This is a genomic window from Oleidesulfovibrio alaskensis DSM 16109, from assembly GCF_000482745.1.
Classification (GTDB): Bacteria; Desulfobacterota; Desulfovibrionia; order Desulfovibrionales; family Desulfovibrionaceae; genus Oleidesulfovibrio; species Oleidesulfovibrio alaskensis.
Genome location: NZ_AXWQ01000006.1, coordinates 202253 through 217383, shown reverse-complemented (window position 1 = coordinate 217383; position 15131 = coordinate 202253). Strand labels below are relative to the sequence as shown.

The 15131-nt window shown below is 61.3% G+C and carries 7 protein-coding genes; 2 read left to right on the top strand and 5 right to left on the bottom strand.

The window, feature by feature from the left end; all coding sequences use genetic code 11:
- The first annotated feature begins 135 nt into the window (after positions 1-135).
- Both H586_RS0106050 and H586_RS18350 read left to right on the top strand, forming a co-directional pair.
- Positions 136-1587, top strand: coding sequence for a 4Fe-4S dicluster domain-containing protein (locus tag H586_RS0106050; protein ID WP_011366806.1), 1452 nt, complete (start codon positions 136-138; stop codon positions 1585-1587).
- Between the two features lie 596 nt (positions 1588-2183).
- Complete coding sequence (locus H586_RS18350) at positions 2184-4196, top strand: monovalent cation:proton antiporter family protein (protein ID WP_051363887.1); 2013 nt, start codon at positions 2184-2186, stop codon at positions 4194-4196.
- A 106-nt stretch (positions 4197-4302) separates the two neighbouring features.
- Here H586_RS18350 and H586_RS0106035 read toward each other — a convergent pair whose 3' ends face one another.
- Genes H586_RS0106035 through H586_RS0106015 form a run of 5 tightly spaced genes read right to left on the bottom strand, consistent with a single transcriptional unit; the run spans position 4303 to position 15076 of the window.
- Positions 4303-6258, bottom strand: coding sequence for an OPT family oligopeptide transporter (locus tag H586_RS0106035; protein ID WP_027181578.1), 1956 nt, complete (start codon positions 6256-6258; stop codon positions 4303-4305).
- 9 nt (positions 6259-6267) lie between these two features.
- Positions 6268-8283, bottom strand: a complete 2016-nt coding sequence (locus tag H586_RS0106030) for a DUF6785 family protein (protein WP_027181577.1) — start codon at positions 8281-8283, stop codon at positions 6268-6270.
- Positions 8280-13442, bottom strand: a complete 5163-nt coding sequence (locus H586_RS18345) for a M28 family peptidase (RefSeq protein ID WP_051363886.1) — start codon at positions 13440-13442, stop codon at positions 8280-8282. Before H586_RS18345 ends, H586_RS0106030 begins: the two co-directional genes overlap by 4 nt.
- 15 nt (positions 13443-13457) lie before the next feature.
- On the bottom strand, positions 13458-14207 hold the full coding sequence (locus H586_RS0106020; protein WP_011366811.1) for an ABC transporter ATP-binding protein: 750 nt from the start codon (positions 14205-14207) through the stop codon (positions 13458-13460).
- Positions 14204-15076 carry a class I SAM-dependent methyltransferase gene (locus H586_RS0106015; RefSeq protein ID WP_027181576.1) on the bottom strand — a complete coding sequence of 291 codons (873 nt, stop codon included), beginning with the start codon at positions 15074-15076 and terminating at the stop codon, positions 14204-14206. Before H586_RS0106015 ends, H586_RS0106020 begins: the two co-directional genes overlap by 4 nt.
- Between the last annotated feature and the right edge of the window lie 55 nt (positions 15077-15131).

Below are 15131 nucleotides of genomic sequence, written 5' to 3'. Positions count from 1 at the left end.
TCAGGGGTTGCAAAGGTTTGATTGTTTGTGTAGGCAATCAAGCGTCGGGCGCGTGGCTCAGCTGTCATATGCCCGAATGGAGCGGACCCCGCAAGGGGCTACTGGGCACAGCAGAAGCAATCGGGAGCAGCCGTTATGTATTTCAGAACATATGACAACACCATCAACTTTGAAATCATGGTACGTATTGCAAAAGCGTTTCATGGTGATTCCTTTGAAGAACAGGTGGCCCGTATCCCGCTTGAAATGCGCCCCAGAAAGGCGCACAGCTCGCGCTGCTGCATTTACCGCGACAGAGCCATCATCCGGTACCGCTGCATGGCCATGCTGGGCTATGCCATAGAAGACGAAACCGACGAACTGACATCGCTCAGCCAGTATGCCAAGGGTGCGCTGGAACGCGACTCCATTCAGGGCAGCATGCTTACCTTTATCGATGAGGCCTGCAACGGCTGTGTGCGTACCCATTACGAAGCTACCAGCGCCTGCCGTGGCTGTCTGGCAGAAGCATGTGTGCAGCACTGCCCCAAGGACGCCGTGCGCATTGTGGACGGCAAGTCCAGAATCGACCCCGACAAGTGTGTGCAGTGCGGCAAGTGCATGAATGTCTGTCCTTATCACGCCATAGTGCAGATACCCATACCCTGCGAGGAATCCTGCCCCACGGGGGCCATAAGCAAGGATGAATGCGGCAAGCAGGTCATTGACTATGACCGGTGCATTTTCTGCGGCAAGTGCATGGCAGCCTGTCCTTTTGCCGCCGTGCTTGAAAAATCGCAGATGATCGACGTGCTGCGCCGCATCCGCGAAGGCCGCAAAGTTGTGGCCATTGTGGCGCCCGCCATCGCCGGACAGGTACAGGCCCCCATGAGCAGACTGGCCACGGCCCTGCGGCAGCTGGGATTTGCCGATGTGGCCGAGGTGGCCTCCGGCGCGGATACCACGGCGCGGCTGGAAGCCGATGAATTTGTGGAGCGCATGGAACACGGCGCGGCATTCATGACGTCGTCATGCTGTCCGGCATATACCCAGCTTGTGGACAAGCACCTGCCGGAACTGGCTCCTTTTGTTTCCGACACCCGCACCCCCATGCACTACACCGCGGCCATGGTCAAAGATCATGATCCGGATATGGTTACGGTGTTCATCGGGCCCTGTGTGGCAAAGCGTAACGAAGGCAAGCATGATGAGCTGGTCGACCATGTGCTTACTTTTCAGGAAATGGTGGCCATGCTGACTGCCGCTGGTATCAGCGTCGATGCCTGCGAAGACGGCCGGTTCATGTTTCCGGCCATGCGCGAAGGGCGCTCTTTTCCTGTCAGCGGCGGTGTGACCGCCGGTGTGCAGGCGCATATAGGCACCCGCGCAGAAGTACGGCCGCTCAGTGTGGACGGCCTGAACAAAAAAACTTTCCGTCAGCTCAAGACATGGGCCAAAAAGGGTTGCGAAGGCAACTTTGTGGAGGTCATGGGCTGTCAGGGCGGATGCGTGGCCGGTCCGGCCATTGTCATGCAGCCGCAGAAAGCGGCCCGCCGTTGTAACGAATTCGCAGCAAACAGCCCCGGCTTTGCGGACGACGCCTCTTAGCCGGAAGGCTGCCGTAGGAGAACGCGCGCGGCCGCAGCCCACGCGGCCGCGCTTATCATGCCTGTTACCCGTTCTCTCTTCATGCCCCTGGCAGGGCCGGAAGCCCACTCCCGGCCCTGCCCCTTTTTCTGCCTGCCCGTTTGTCTGCCCGTTATTTTCCTGCCTGATGGCGCCGCCTCTTCTTCCGTTCAGTCTCCGGCAGAGCCTGCCGCTGTCATGTTTTCACGCCGTCCGGCGTCCTGTCCGGCAACGCCGGAGGGCTGTCTGCGTTGTCCGTAAAAGGCAGGGGGCTTGTGCACCGGCTGTCTTTTTTTGCGCGCTGCTGCGGGCGGCAGGCAAAATCCGTTTCGGGTACGCCGCCGTTTTACCGTGCGCGCCGTGTGCCTCGGGCGCAGACCGGCGCATCGGGCAGACTGGGCAGACTGGGCAGACTGGGCAGATCAGGCAGACCGCCGCATCGTGTGCCTCGGCGCAGACATTCTGTGCATTTGTTTGTATTTGTAGCATTTTGGAATGGCTGAAAAAAAACTGCTTCGGCACTATGGCCCGGTTTCGATTTGCGCTATGCTGATGGCCGATCATCCGGAGGACATCGTATGGAGTTACTAGGTAATCTTGTTCTTGTGCTTGCTTTTTCCGTGGGCGTGGTGCTGCTGGCCCAGAAATTCCGCATTCCCGCCATGGTGGGATTTCTGCTGGCGGGTGTGGCTGCCGGACCTCATGCACTGGGTATGGTTTCCGACGTGGCCGCAGTGGACGTGCTGGCTGAAATAGGCGTTGTGCTGCTGCTGTTTACACTGGGTATGGAATTTTCCATAGCCCGTCTGCGCGCATTGTTCCGCGTGGCGCTGCTGGGCGGCGGCACACAGGTGGCCGTCACCGCGCTGGCGGCCGGCAGTGTGGCACACTGGCTGCTGGGCTTTGCATGGAACACCTCTGTTTTTATAGGTTTTCTCATTGCTCTTTCCAGTACGGCCATAGGTATCCGGCTGATGCGTGACAAAGGCGACGTGGAAACACCCCACGGTACGGCCGCGCTGGGCATACTTATTTTTCAGGATATGGCCGTGGTGCCCATGATGCTGCTTGTACCGGTGCTTGCCGGGCAGGAGGGCAGCGTGGCGTGGGCGCTGGTCACGCTGACGGCCAAAACCGCTCTGGTGGTGGCCGGCGTGCTGTTTCTTGCCGTGCGCGGGGTGCCGCACCTGCTGCATTATGTGGCCCGCTGGCGTAACCGCGAGCTGTTTCTGCTCACGCTTCTTTCCATCTGCTTCGGGGTGGCGTGGGGCACCCATGCCGCCGGACTTTCGCTTGCGCTGGGCGCTTTTCTGGCGGGGCTGGTCATTTCCGGTTCGGAATACGAACACTACGCGGCTTCTCAGGTGCTGCCGCTGCATGATCTTTTCATATGCTTCTTTTTCGTTTCGGTGGGTATGAGTCTGGATGTGGGGCTGGCACTGACAAATCCGCTCATCGTGCTGACGCTCACAGCGTTGCTCATGCTGTCCAAGTTTGTGCTTGTGACCGGCTCTGCCCTGCTGCCGGGTCTGGGGTTTGCCAGCGCGGTCATGACAGGCGGCATGCTGTGTCAGGTGGGTGAGTTTTCCTTCATCCTTGCCCGGCTGGGTAACGAAGCCGGACTTTTTTCCGGCGAGGCCATGCAGCTGTTTCTGGCCTCTGCGGTGGTGACCATGTTTCTTACGCCGTGGGCCGCGGGGTATGCGGGCCGTCTGGGACGTTTTCTGCGGCGCAGAGGCTCCTCGGCGCTGCGCGACCATACCGGCGTGACCAGCACGGCGCAAAGCGACCATCTGGTCATTATCGGGTACGGCCCCGGCGGCAGACATCTGGCGCAGGCGGCCCGTCTGTGGAACATCGATTACGTGGTCATAGACAGCAATCCCGACACGGTGCGTGATGAACGGGCGCGGGGTGTTCCCATCATGTTCGGCGATGCGGCCAGCGAAACCATGCTGGAACATGCGGGCGTGGAGCGGGCGCGCGCGGTTGCGGTGGTGGTTTCCGACCCTGTGGCGGCCCGGACAGTGACGGCGCTGGTGCGCGAATTGTCGCCCGATGTGCAGATAATCACCCGTGCGCGGTATCTTGGCGAATATGACGGCATGCGCGAGGCAGGCGCCAATGATGTGGTGCCGGCCGAGATGGAGGCCTCGGTGGCCATGGTGGGACGTGTTCTGGAACGCTTTATGGTGGGCAGCGATGAACTGAAGGCGTTTCTTGAGCGTATCCGTGCCGAAGGCTACCAGATGGATGCCGAAGAGCTGGAAAAGCGCGGGAAGTATTCCTTCCTGCCCTTTATGCAGCTGCGGCAGGTACATGTGGAAGAGGGTTCCGCCGTGCAGGGCAAGACACTGGGTGAACTGCACATCCGCCGCAAGTACCGTGTGGCGGTGATGGCCGTGCGGCATAACGGCACAGTGCTGCCCGTGCCGGGGGCCAAGACGGAACTGCTGCCCGGTGATGAGGTTCTGCTTTCGGGCTGCCCCGGCGATATCGGCATTGTGGCGTCCATGTTCAGCAAGGGCGGTGCGCCCCTGCCGGACGAAAACGATACAATACCCGCCGGAACGGCCTGCCCCGTGGAATAGCGGGAACGCGCGGCCGCGTTGCTTACTTTTAAAACGCATGAACCGGCACCTCTGACGGGGTGCCGGTGTTGTTTTTTCCGCAGCGGGCACAGCAGGTGCACGTTATTCAGTAGGCCAGTCTGCCCAGTGATTTCAGAATAAGCGTGCAGCCCATGGCAAACATGCCCGTAAGTCCCATGCCGCAAGAAAAACCGGCCAGCAGCACAGGGGCGTAATGGCGCCACCGGCTGCCATATTTTTTGAGGAAATAAAAACGTCCCAGCAGGGCGCCGGCCACTTCCAGTACCAGCCCGTGGGGTGTGGATTGCCCCAGCCCGCGTACAATGCCGTAAATAAGCATTACGGGCAGGCCGGTGATGCTCAGCACACCGTACATCACTACGCCCAGTCCCAGCCCCAGTCCGACGAATTTTCCGGAAAGAGCCTGAAAAAACAAAGAGTTTCCTTCAAGTGTTGAGGTCTGCATAAGCAGCGAGTTAAGTGCCTGCAGGTGCCATAATTCCTGTGCAAAGGGGTAGCTGGCAGAAGGAATGGGTGCAAGGCGCCACAGAAACTGTGAAAAAATGAGCGATGCCACCATGACTACCGGAAAGACAATCAGCTCAGCCTTGATTATGCCGCGCAGGCTGGTGCCTGTAAGCTCTATCTGGCGGAACTGTACAGTGGCCTCTCCGTAGTTGTGCACCGGAATGGGCGCATACCAGATTTCTATGCCGCTGTAGCCGAAGTATTTGGCGCCTGCGATGAAGCTTGCTTCGCGTACCATGGGCAGACTGACATATTGTCCGGCTATGCCTTCCATGCGGGCGGTCACATAAGAGACCACCGGCGTATACACAAAACCGTACAGCAGAAAAAACACCCAGGGGAACGAAGGGACAAGCCACACGCACAAAGCCACATAAGCCAGAGTGGAAAATACATAGATGGCGATGGAAAGCCAGAAACTAATGTCGCCCCGCCCGTCGGGCGGATTGAACAGCGCGCTGAAATCAAGCCTGTTGCCGCTGCGGGCAAAAGAACGTGCCACCTGCCATATGCCTATGGCGCCGATGGAAAGCCCCAGCCCTATGCCGAAGCTCATGTAAAAGTCGAAGTTGTTGGCAAACACCGTTTCCACCGTGGCCATGCCTTCGTGCCAGCGGTGCAGTATGCCGTGTTCGTACAGCAGGGGGTTTGCCACCATGGTGATCACCAGTCCGGCCAGTCCGCCGATGACCGCCCAGAACGGCAGCACCATGCCTACGAAAAGCAGCCCGAGGTCAAGCTGCAGACCGGTGGCCACGGCCGGCAGGGCGTTTTCGGTGTAGGGGGTCAGTTCTATCCACGGTATGGGAATAAGGCGCACCGGTTCTGCCAGCAGCAGGCCGGAAAGAGCGGGCAACAGCACATAGACGGTCCCGAAGCCCAGACCGATGACCCCGCCTATGGAAAATATCCGCCATTTCCAGCCTGTTTTGCGGTCTTCTGCCGATTCAGCCAGTGCCATGGTGCCCAGCGCCCCCACAGGAGCCATGGGAAAGGGCAGTTTTTCCACATCGCTGGTCACACGGTACAGCGCATAACCCAGCCCGAAATGATCGATGCGCTGGATGAGCTGTGCGCCGGTAAGCAGCAGAATGGGGATCAGCCAGTCCCTGTGCAGAAACGTGCGTTCAAGCAACGAGCCGGAACCCGGCTGCGGTGCCACCCAGTCAGGAATGAATTCCGTCAGCCCCAGCATGCGCGCGGCGTCGGACTGCACCAGATACTGGTTCCAGAGCAGCCCCTGAAACGGCGAAGCCAGCGCGGCCCCGGCCATGTAGTACAGCAGAAATATCTCCTGCTGCTTGAGTTCGGTGTAAGAGCGTTTGGCCACTTCTGCAAACAGGATAATGGTGACCCAGCGGGCGGCCGGCCCTATGCCCTGACCGATGACCAGCTGCAGGTACATGCTGCCGGGCATCATCAGAAAGCCGATGAATATGGCCCCGATGACGGTCTTCCATCCGAAGCCTTCTTCAAAGTGCGACGGTGGCGTGAGAAGATCGCGGTATTCACGCAGTTCCTTGTCCTGATACATCAAGTCCGCCTAAAACGGGAATACCCGGTAAGGATTGCCGGTAAAGGCGGACACCGCCGCCCACACGCCCGCCATGATGAAATCTCCGGCCACTAGCCCCGCAAACAGCAGCTGGATGCGGCGGTACAGCCGCGTGCCGCCGTAGCGCAGTACCAGCTGGTTGCACAGCCATCCCAGCATTATGCTGAACCACAGCGTGCGCAGGGCCGGAGAATATGCCGCCAGATAGCCCAGCGGATGCAGCGGCCACCAGTAGAAACGGGTGAAACACAGCACAAGCACGGCCATGACTGCCATGCCCAGCAGGATGAATCCCGTTGTCCAGCCGCTGGTTGCCGCCGGAAGTTCCAGCAGCTTCCATGCGTTTTCATAGGTCGCCGTCACCGCGCGTGAGGCAAAATCCAGCCACAGGTCACGCAGTCCGTAACGGTAGGCCATCAGAAGCATGGTAAAAAATGAAACGCATACCGCCATGACAAGCGCTGCGGCCATACCGGCAAGTATCCGCCGCCGTGCCGTTGCGGGGCGGACAGCCGCGTGTTCCGTGGCTGTGCCGGTTACCTTGGCACCATGTACCAGTACCGGCATGACAGATTCGCGCATGTCGGCAAAAAGCAGCTTCTGCATGACTGCTGCGGCGGCTATGCCCGTGCCGCCCAGTATTCCGGAGCCTGACGTGGCCGTCAGGCCGTCTGTGGGAGCGGCTGCCAGCGAAAAACCTGCCAGTCCGCCCTGAGCGATAAGCCGCGAGACAACCAGCAGCATCAGAAAAAACAGCAGCGGCAGCAGCAGGCTTCCCGCGGGGGAAATGCCGGCCCAGCTGCACCACAGCCCCATGAGCACCAGACCGGCAAGCGCGCCGCGCAGCGCGGTGACGGGACTCATCCATTCTCCGCCAGCGGCCGTATGCATGGCGTTGCCGCCGGCGTGTGCGGCCGGACGTATGGCAGCCCCCAGCGCGCGGCGCAGGTGCGTGCGGGCAAGCCATAGCAGAAAACAGAAAAAAATCACCGAAGCACCCAGTGCCTGTGCTTCCTCCGGACGGCTGAAATCCGGTCCCAGCGTTACACCCAGCGCCGCTTCGGGGGCCTGCAGACCGGTTATGTACAGCACGCCGAGCAGCAGCAGACCGGTCAGATGAAAAAACCACAGGCTGAACGACACCTGCCGTGCGGTAAGAAAAGCAAAGCCGATAACAGCGGGTATGAAAAATATTCTGAGCTTATGGAATCCGGAAAGCAGCCCGTATTTGGGAAAAAATTTACCTGCCAGCACCAGTGTGTCTATCTGGGGGACGCCGGGGGTCACATAGTGCAGGCCGTTCATCATGTGCAGGGTTACAGGCACGGCAAGCCCCCACCACAGATATCTGTCTGTCAGAAACTGCCCCATGCGCCCCGTGTCCAGCGCATCCCCCATCATCTGGGGCACGCGCAGCAGCGGAAAGTTCATGCGCTCGTTATCCACCCACTGGCGGCCGAACAGACTTATCAGACAGATCATTGTGGCGTAACACAGCAGGATGAACGCCACCCACACCGTCAGCAGCGGCAGCCAGACATGCCATGGTATTGCGGCGGCAACGGCTGACCACGACATGGCACGGCCGTCGCGCAGACCGTTGTACAGGTCGCGTACGGCTGCGGCGTCGTGCTGCAGCCAGCTGCGGGGCAGCAGCGGGCGTATGGCGTCGGGCCATGGCAGGCCCTCCTGCACAAAGCGCAGCGGCGCGGTGACCAGCAGCAGAAAATGTTCCGTGAGTCCGCTCCATGCAACGCCGGAAACCAGTGCCGTCAGCAGCCAGATGACCAGTATTTCGTTGCCGCTGAGCGGCGGGGCGGTATGGCGCAGCCGGGCCCATGCGGCACTGGCCGCATACAGCAGCATGGCCAGCACAAAAGGCAGCACCGGCATGGGGCCTCCGCCCAGCGGGGCGCCTCCGGCAAGGCCGCTTTGCAGAGGAACGGCCGCACAAAGGCACAGGCTGACCGCCAGACCGGTGAAGAGCGCGCGCAGCCGTATCATGCCTTTCCTCCCCGGTTGTCGTTATCCGTGCCGGACAAAGCACGCTGTGTTGCCGCCTCGGGCGGAAGACCGCGTCCCTGCGCGGCAAGAACCGCTTCCAGACCTGCTTCGTAAGCCTGTCGTGCCGGGTCATCCAGTGAACGCCATACCAGCAGCTGTTTGCGCAGGTCGTTGAGAAAACGTTTGTTCAGGTTGTGCCATATGGCCTGTTCACCGGTTTCCCGCCTGATGATGACCTGAATCTGCCGGTAGCCTCTGTACAGTTCTGACGGGCAGAAAACCAACCGCACGTTCTGGCGCACGCCGAAGTCGAACGGTGCCAGCCACGCCTTGAACTGCATGGAAAAGCATGACTCTTCCGCATCGCCGGCAGGTTGTCCCGGCAGAATGCCCTGCGCCGGCAGCATGCCGGCATGGATGAAATCATACTCCATGCCATCAGTGGAAAATTCGCCGTGAGAAATATCGGCGTGGGCTTCGTAGTAGTCCATAAGGTATCCGCCCGCACATGCCTGCTCCCGTGCTCTGATGAGAAACGGCAGCGGCAGCGAAAGCACATCGCCCTGTGTCTGCGGCAGTTTCCATGCGCGGGTCACGTCGGGAATGGCCACCTGCGAGGCCATGCGTGCGGGGTAGAGAGTCGAAAGCAGCACCACGCCCATGACCATGAGCATGGCAGCCACTCCGGCCGTGGAAGAATAGTTGGCTGTCATTCCCTGCCATACGGGCGTACCGGCCAGCACGGCGGCACAGCCCTGCGCCAGCAGATATCCGGAAACTACCGAAAGAACTGCCAGTGCCATGGCTTCCGCCACAAACAGAAAAGCCACATGCGAGGGAGCCAGCCCCACAGAGGTGTATATGCCTATTTCAGTCTTACGTTCGTGCACGGCACCTATCATGGTGTTCAGCACGATAAGTGCCGATATGGCCAGCGGCACCAGAATGACGGAAACACCGGAGTAGCTGGTGGCGTTGGCGGCGTAGTACAGAAAAGTGCCCTGATCCGCACCGCGGAAGAGCATGAGGCCGAACCGGTCGCCCAGTCCTCCGGCGGAAAGTGTTCCGCGCTGCACCGCATCGCGTGATTCGGCGGCGGGCAGACGCACGGCCAGTGCTTTCAGCGCGCCTCCGGCGGCCATCAGTGTGCGGGCGGGCACAATGCACACCATGTCGCCGTCCACGTGTTCGTAGCGGCTGTCGTATCGCAGCAGGTCGTCGCCGTCGGCCAGCGCTTCGGCTTCCAGTGCGCTTATCTGCGTGGCGGCCTCGTTGGGATAGATGATGGGAGTCAGGGGTTCCGCGTCCAGATCGGTGCGGGTGCGCAGCGCATTTTCACGCAGGATGCCGGTAACGGTGAACGGCATGCCCCACAGCGTGACCTGCGGCAGGGGGGCGTCGTGCGTTATGGCGATGCCCAGCGATTCCGCTGCCCGCTGCGGCAGGATCATGCCCTGCTGCTCGTCGTGCCGGAACCAGCGTCCGGACAGCAGTTCCGTATCCAGACCGGAAACGGCCGGTTCATCGGGAGAAAGCCCTACAACGCCCCGCAGGCGGAATTCTTCTCTGCCGTGCAGGACAGGAAGTACGGGCGAACGTGTCTGGTCGCTGGTTTCGTACCAGACACGCGGCGCCACAATGCCGCCGGAATCTTTCTGCCGCGCCGTGGCGTTGCGGGCCGAAAACAGTGCCGCGGCCGCCTGCCACGCTTCGGGGGGCAGGGTGCGCCAGCCCACATCCTTCAGCAGCAACCCGTGGTATGGCGCCTGTGCCGAGAACGACACCCATCCGGCCTGCCGAACCGATCGGGCCGTCGTGAAATTCATGATGGTAAAGGTGAGAATGACCAGCGTGGCGCATGTGAGTGCGGTGCGCAGGGGGCGGCGTCTGAGGTTGCTGACACCTATGGCGGCCGCGGCAGCCATGGCTGCACCGCGGGAAACGGCAGGGCCGCGCATGTGGCGCGAGCGGCGCTGCAGCTCCTTCATTTCCCGTTCAAACCGCATAAAAATGATGAACGCCACCATGGCCGACAGCCCCAGAATGAAAAATGCCAGAATGACGATGGCCGGGCTGTAGGTAAGCTGAAATGCCGGATGCACGTTGTAGATGACGGTTATAATGCCCAGCAGTATGGCGCAGAAAGACGCAATGCGCCTGTTGATGGAAGCAAAGCCGAACAGCAGACGTTCCGCGCAGTAGGCAAAGGGGATGAACAGGGCGATGTAAAAAAGCACCCCTGCAAGCACATCACGCTGGGTGGTGTCCACATCGTTGTACGCCAGCGAAGCAAGCGAAAGCGCCCCCCGCGCGGCTTCCGTATGGCTGTCCCAGCGGCGGTCCTCCCGCAGGCCGTCTGCCAGCCGCAGCAGGTTTTCACCCCGTGCGCGCAGGTCGCGTACCCGTTCATTGACTATGCCGTGGCGTTCCAGATTGTCTATACGCGGCCCCAGCAGCGCCCACATGTCCCGGGCTGCCCTGTATTCCGTGTCATACAACACGGGCCAGTCGGCCATGCGGTAGCCTGTGCCCTGCGGATGTTCAGCCCCTGCATTGAGCAGCAGCATCTTGCGGTCTATGAAATTGTCGGAAAGCGTCAGCTTGTACGGAATGTCCGGTTCCAGAAAAAGCGTGGTGAGTGTGGACGTGCGCGTGTCGAGACGGCTGTACCAGTAGCGCAGCGGTTCGGCTTCGGTGCGGGCGTCGATGAGCTGCGGCACGGTGAAATGCCGGAACGTGCGCGGATTGACCATGCCGAAAAGCGTGCTTTGCGCGCAGCTGAACATGGTCAGGTCGGTGCGCACCTGAGCGCGTTTCATCTTTACGCGGTAGGCGTCCTTTCCGGTGGTCTCCTTGTCAATGGCCCATACGGCAAGCCCGGTCTGCGGGTCAAAACGGTATCCTTCTATGATGGCTTTGTGCACTGTCTGGCTGTAGCGGGCAAGCCCCGGCACATGAAACCTGCCGCCCGCGTCACTCATGGCCGGAAACACGGAATCGCCCTGAAAAACAAGGAACACTGTCCCGTCAGCGGGTCTGTCGGGAAAAAGTTCGCCCTGTCTCAGCATGTTGGCGCGGCCGTCCAGTGCGGAAAAAACGCTGGGCTGCATTTTGCCGGTGTCGGGCGGAGGACCGGTGGCAAGACCGTGCAGCAGCGTTGTCACCAGTTCGCTTTGCCGTTGCAGAAAGTCAAAGTCCACGGCCTGCGGCACATCATTGGGGGTGCCCCATACCGTGCGCGTGTCGTGCAGAGTGGCCAGAGTAAGCGCAGGAAAACCGGCCAGAGCCAGCGGTTCGGCACCCAGTGCCGGTTTGTCGGGCAGATAGCTTTGCCACGGGCGGGCACGGCTGGGACGCAGCGTGTCGGAAAGCAGCATGGGCACGGGCGGCGTGTAGGGCAGAGGCTCCAGCCCGCGCGCGCGGGCCGATGCCGCCTGCCGCAGCCACCGGCGGTAGGCCCGTGTCGCATCTGCATTGCCGGTAACCTGACGTATGCGGCTGTCGGATGCCCGGCGCAGCCGCGAATCAACAGCGCTCAGCTGGCGGGTGCGGTTGACGGTGTCGTTCAGGTCGTACAGCCAGCCGTACTGAAAGGCCCCCAGCCCGTCACCGTGACTGGAAAGATGCAGCGAAACCCCTGCGTCCATGCGCCGTGTTCCGGTAAGGTCCCGCAGTATCAGGGCGCCCGTCATGGATTGCTCTTCAGCCTCGGCGTGGCGGGCCATCTGTTCCTGCGCAGAGCGTACAACCGGCAGCAGGGCTTCAAGGACAGCTTCTTCCTCACTGCGCATGGGGTCGTTCTGCCGCAGGGTGCCGGATGTCCAGCCCAGACGGCGCAGGGTGATGCGCTGTGCCGCCAGTTGACGGATGCGCACGGCGGCATCGGCGGAGTCTGCCTCCAGCCGGAGCCGCATCAGCTGTCGGGTGATGGCGTCTTCTTTGTTGCGCACCGCCTCGCGGAAGGCCAGCCGGACAAGTTCGTGACTGCCGTCGCTGTAAGCCTGTTCCGAACGGGCTTCCCTGAGGGGAGCCTGATGCGAGAGCACGCGCAGGACTGTGCGGGCGTCGGCGGCGCGCAGGCGTGCCGCGTTCTGCCGCGCTGTGATGGCTGCACGCTCCGCGGAAAGAGCCCATGCCAGTTCACGGCTTCCGGCCTTGCCCTGATCGTGTCCGGCTGTTGCCACCAGCAGTACGGGGCGCTGCGGGGGGGCCGCGGCGAACTGACGGGCCGTTTCAAGCAGCATGGCAGCACCAGCAGCCTGATCTGCGGCGGGAGTGTTGCCGGGCACCATGCCCGTGGCATCGTAGAACGCTTCCACCAGCAGATAGCCGCCGTCCTGCTGCGGGGCTGTGCCGGGAATGAAACAGAAAACATTATCGGCCTCGGCCGGTTGCCACACCGTGGATGACTGCAGCAGCACTTCCTTGTCCAGCGCGGCGGGGTTCCGGCGGTTCAGCGGGCCGAACATCCGGCCAGCCTGCTCCGCCTGCATCCAGAAAACCGGAAAATTCACCGGAGTGGGTTCCAGCTTTTCACGGAAGAGCCGCCGTGCGGGGTCGCCGGGACCGGTGAAGTCCACCATGATCAGTGCGGCAGCCCCCAGCCGTGCGGCATTGATCCAGTGTTTGCCGGAATCCATGTCCATGAGCACCACGGAACCTTTGACGTCCATCCCTTCAAATTCGGCCAGCGAGCCTTTGGCAGCCCATACGGCTTTGCCGGTTATGCCGCCGTCGCCTGTTGCACCGGTGAAAAGCCGGTTCATGAGCAGCGGCGTTATGGCGGCCGGCGGGCCGTCGGGCAGCAGGGCTATGCTGCTGCCCATGTGTCGGCGTGCCGGAACGGTAAAGGGGTGCCGCCCGATGACCACTTTTGCTGATTGCAGGTCCGGCGTGGGAAAAGCGGCATCAAAGCCCCGTTCCATAAGGCTTGCGGCCAGCGCCGCGCCCGTGGTGCCGGGCGAGCGGTCTTTGAGGAACGCCAGCGCACGGATTGTCTGCTGCATTGTCAGGGTTTCAGTGGCGTCGGCGCTGTGCGGCAGGGCAAGACAGCACAGCAGAAGTCCCAGCAGCACATACCGCCGCGCCGGGGCGGACACGGGCCGTCCCGATGATGCCGCAGGAGGGTGCGGCGCCGCGTTGCAGGAATGTGTATGCATGCTGTGTCCTGCCGGTTACTCCGGTGGCGCTGCCGGTGTGTGGATGCCGCCCACCGATATGTTCAGTTCGTCGCGCGATTCCACCGTGTCCACGCGGCCGTCGCGTACCCAGACGACTCTGTCCGACACATTGAGCATTTTGTAGTCGTGCGTGGCGGAAATGACAGTCACCCCTCTTTCGGTGCTCAGGCTGCGCAGCAGCCTGATGATGTCCTCTCCTGTGGTCAGGTCCAGATTGCCTGTGGGTTCGTCGGCCAGAATGATGGAAGGATCGTTGGCCAGTGCGCGGGCAATGGCCACACGCTGCTGCTGCCCGCCGGAAAGTTCGAGCGGCTTGTGGTCGCGGCGTGCGCCCAGTCCGACCATATCAAGCAGTTCAAGCCCTTTGCGTGTGGCATCGTCGTTGCTCATGCCGGCAAAAATCATGGGCAGGGTAATGTTTTCCAGCGCGGTCATTACCGGTATGATGTTGAACGTCTGAAAAATATATCCGATTTTACGGTTGCGCAGCCAGGCAAGCTCATAGGCGTCCAGCTGGGCGATATCCACTTCGTCAATGAACACCTTGCCGTCCGTGGGTTTGTCCAGACCGCCTATCATGTTGAAAAGCGTCGACTTGCCGGAACCGGATGGTCCCATGATGGAAATGTATTCACCGGCAAAAATCTCCAGATCCACGCCTTTGAGCGCCTGTACGTCCACCTTGCCCATGCGGAATGTTCTGGTGACGCCGGAAACGCGTACTATGGTGCGGCTGGCGGTCATGACGTTTCTCCGCGTGGCGGTGCGGCGTGCAGTTTGCGGGCCTGTATGCGCACGCTGAATTCCGTGCGCGGCGTAACGGCAAAGCGCTGCGTGGCTGCGTGCAGGGGCGTGCGTGTGTACAGTGCACATAACGTGTTGGAAACATGATACAGGTGCCGGTGTTCTGCCGCCGGCATGCCCTGCAGAATACCGGCCAGCACCGCCCAGCGGGGTTTTTCGGGCGACTGTGCATAGTCGTGCCACACCATGACGGAGTTTTCGTCGCGCAGCAGCGGCAGCAGCGAGCGGGTGTCGCGCGCCACGGCCTCGCTGTGGTGGTCGCCGTCTATGAAAATAAGATCGAACCGTCTGCCCAGCGTGCTGAAATCAAATGTCTGCGTGTCGGCATCAATGCATGTTATGTGGTCTGTACTGCGTCCGGTGGCCCCGTTGCGCAGAAAAAAACCGTCCTGAGCTATCATGCTGTCGCTGAACCCCGCCTGCCGCATCTGTTGCGCAGAAAGACTGACAGAAACGCATGACCGGGCCACGGCGGCCACATTCATCAGCGATTCGCCTCTCCAGCGGCCGACTTCCAGATAGGAGCAGCCGTGCGCGCAGCGGCGTGCAAGCGCTTTCAGCAGGGCGATATCCGTCACGGTGGCCGATGCTTCCAGAAAGGCATACGGCTGCACCGTCTCGTCAAGACCGCCCAGCAGGTCCAGTATGTCCGTCACGGGCAGGCCGTCGGGCATGTCATATGTCCCGCATACCAGCTCCTGCCAGTAGCGGGTCTGAAACCTGTCCCGATGTATGGCTTTGAGCGCCTTGACGGGTTTGCGCAGCAGATAGCCCAGCGCCCGCGTCAGGCGTTTGTCGCGTGTGTGCATCAGAAAATATCCCGTGAATGGTTACACCCCGCCGGCCGGTGCGTGCCTGCGGTGT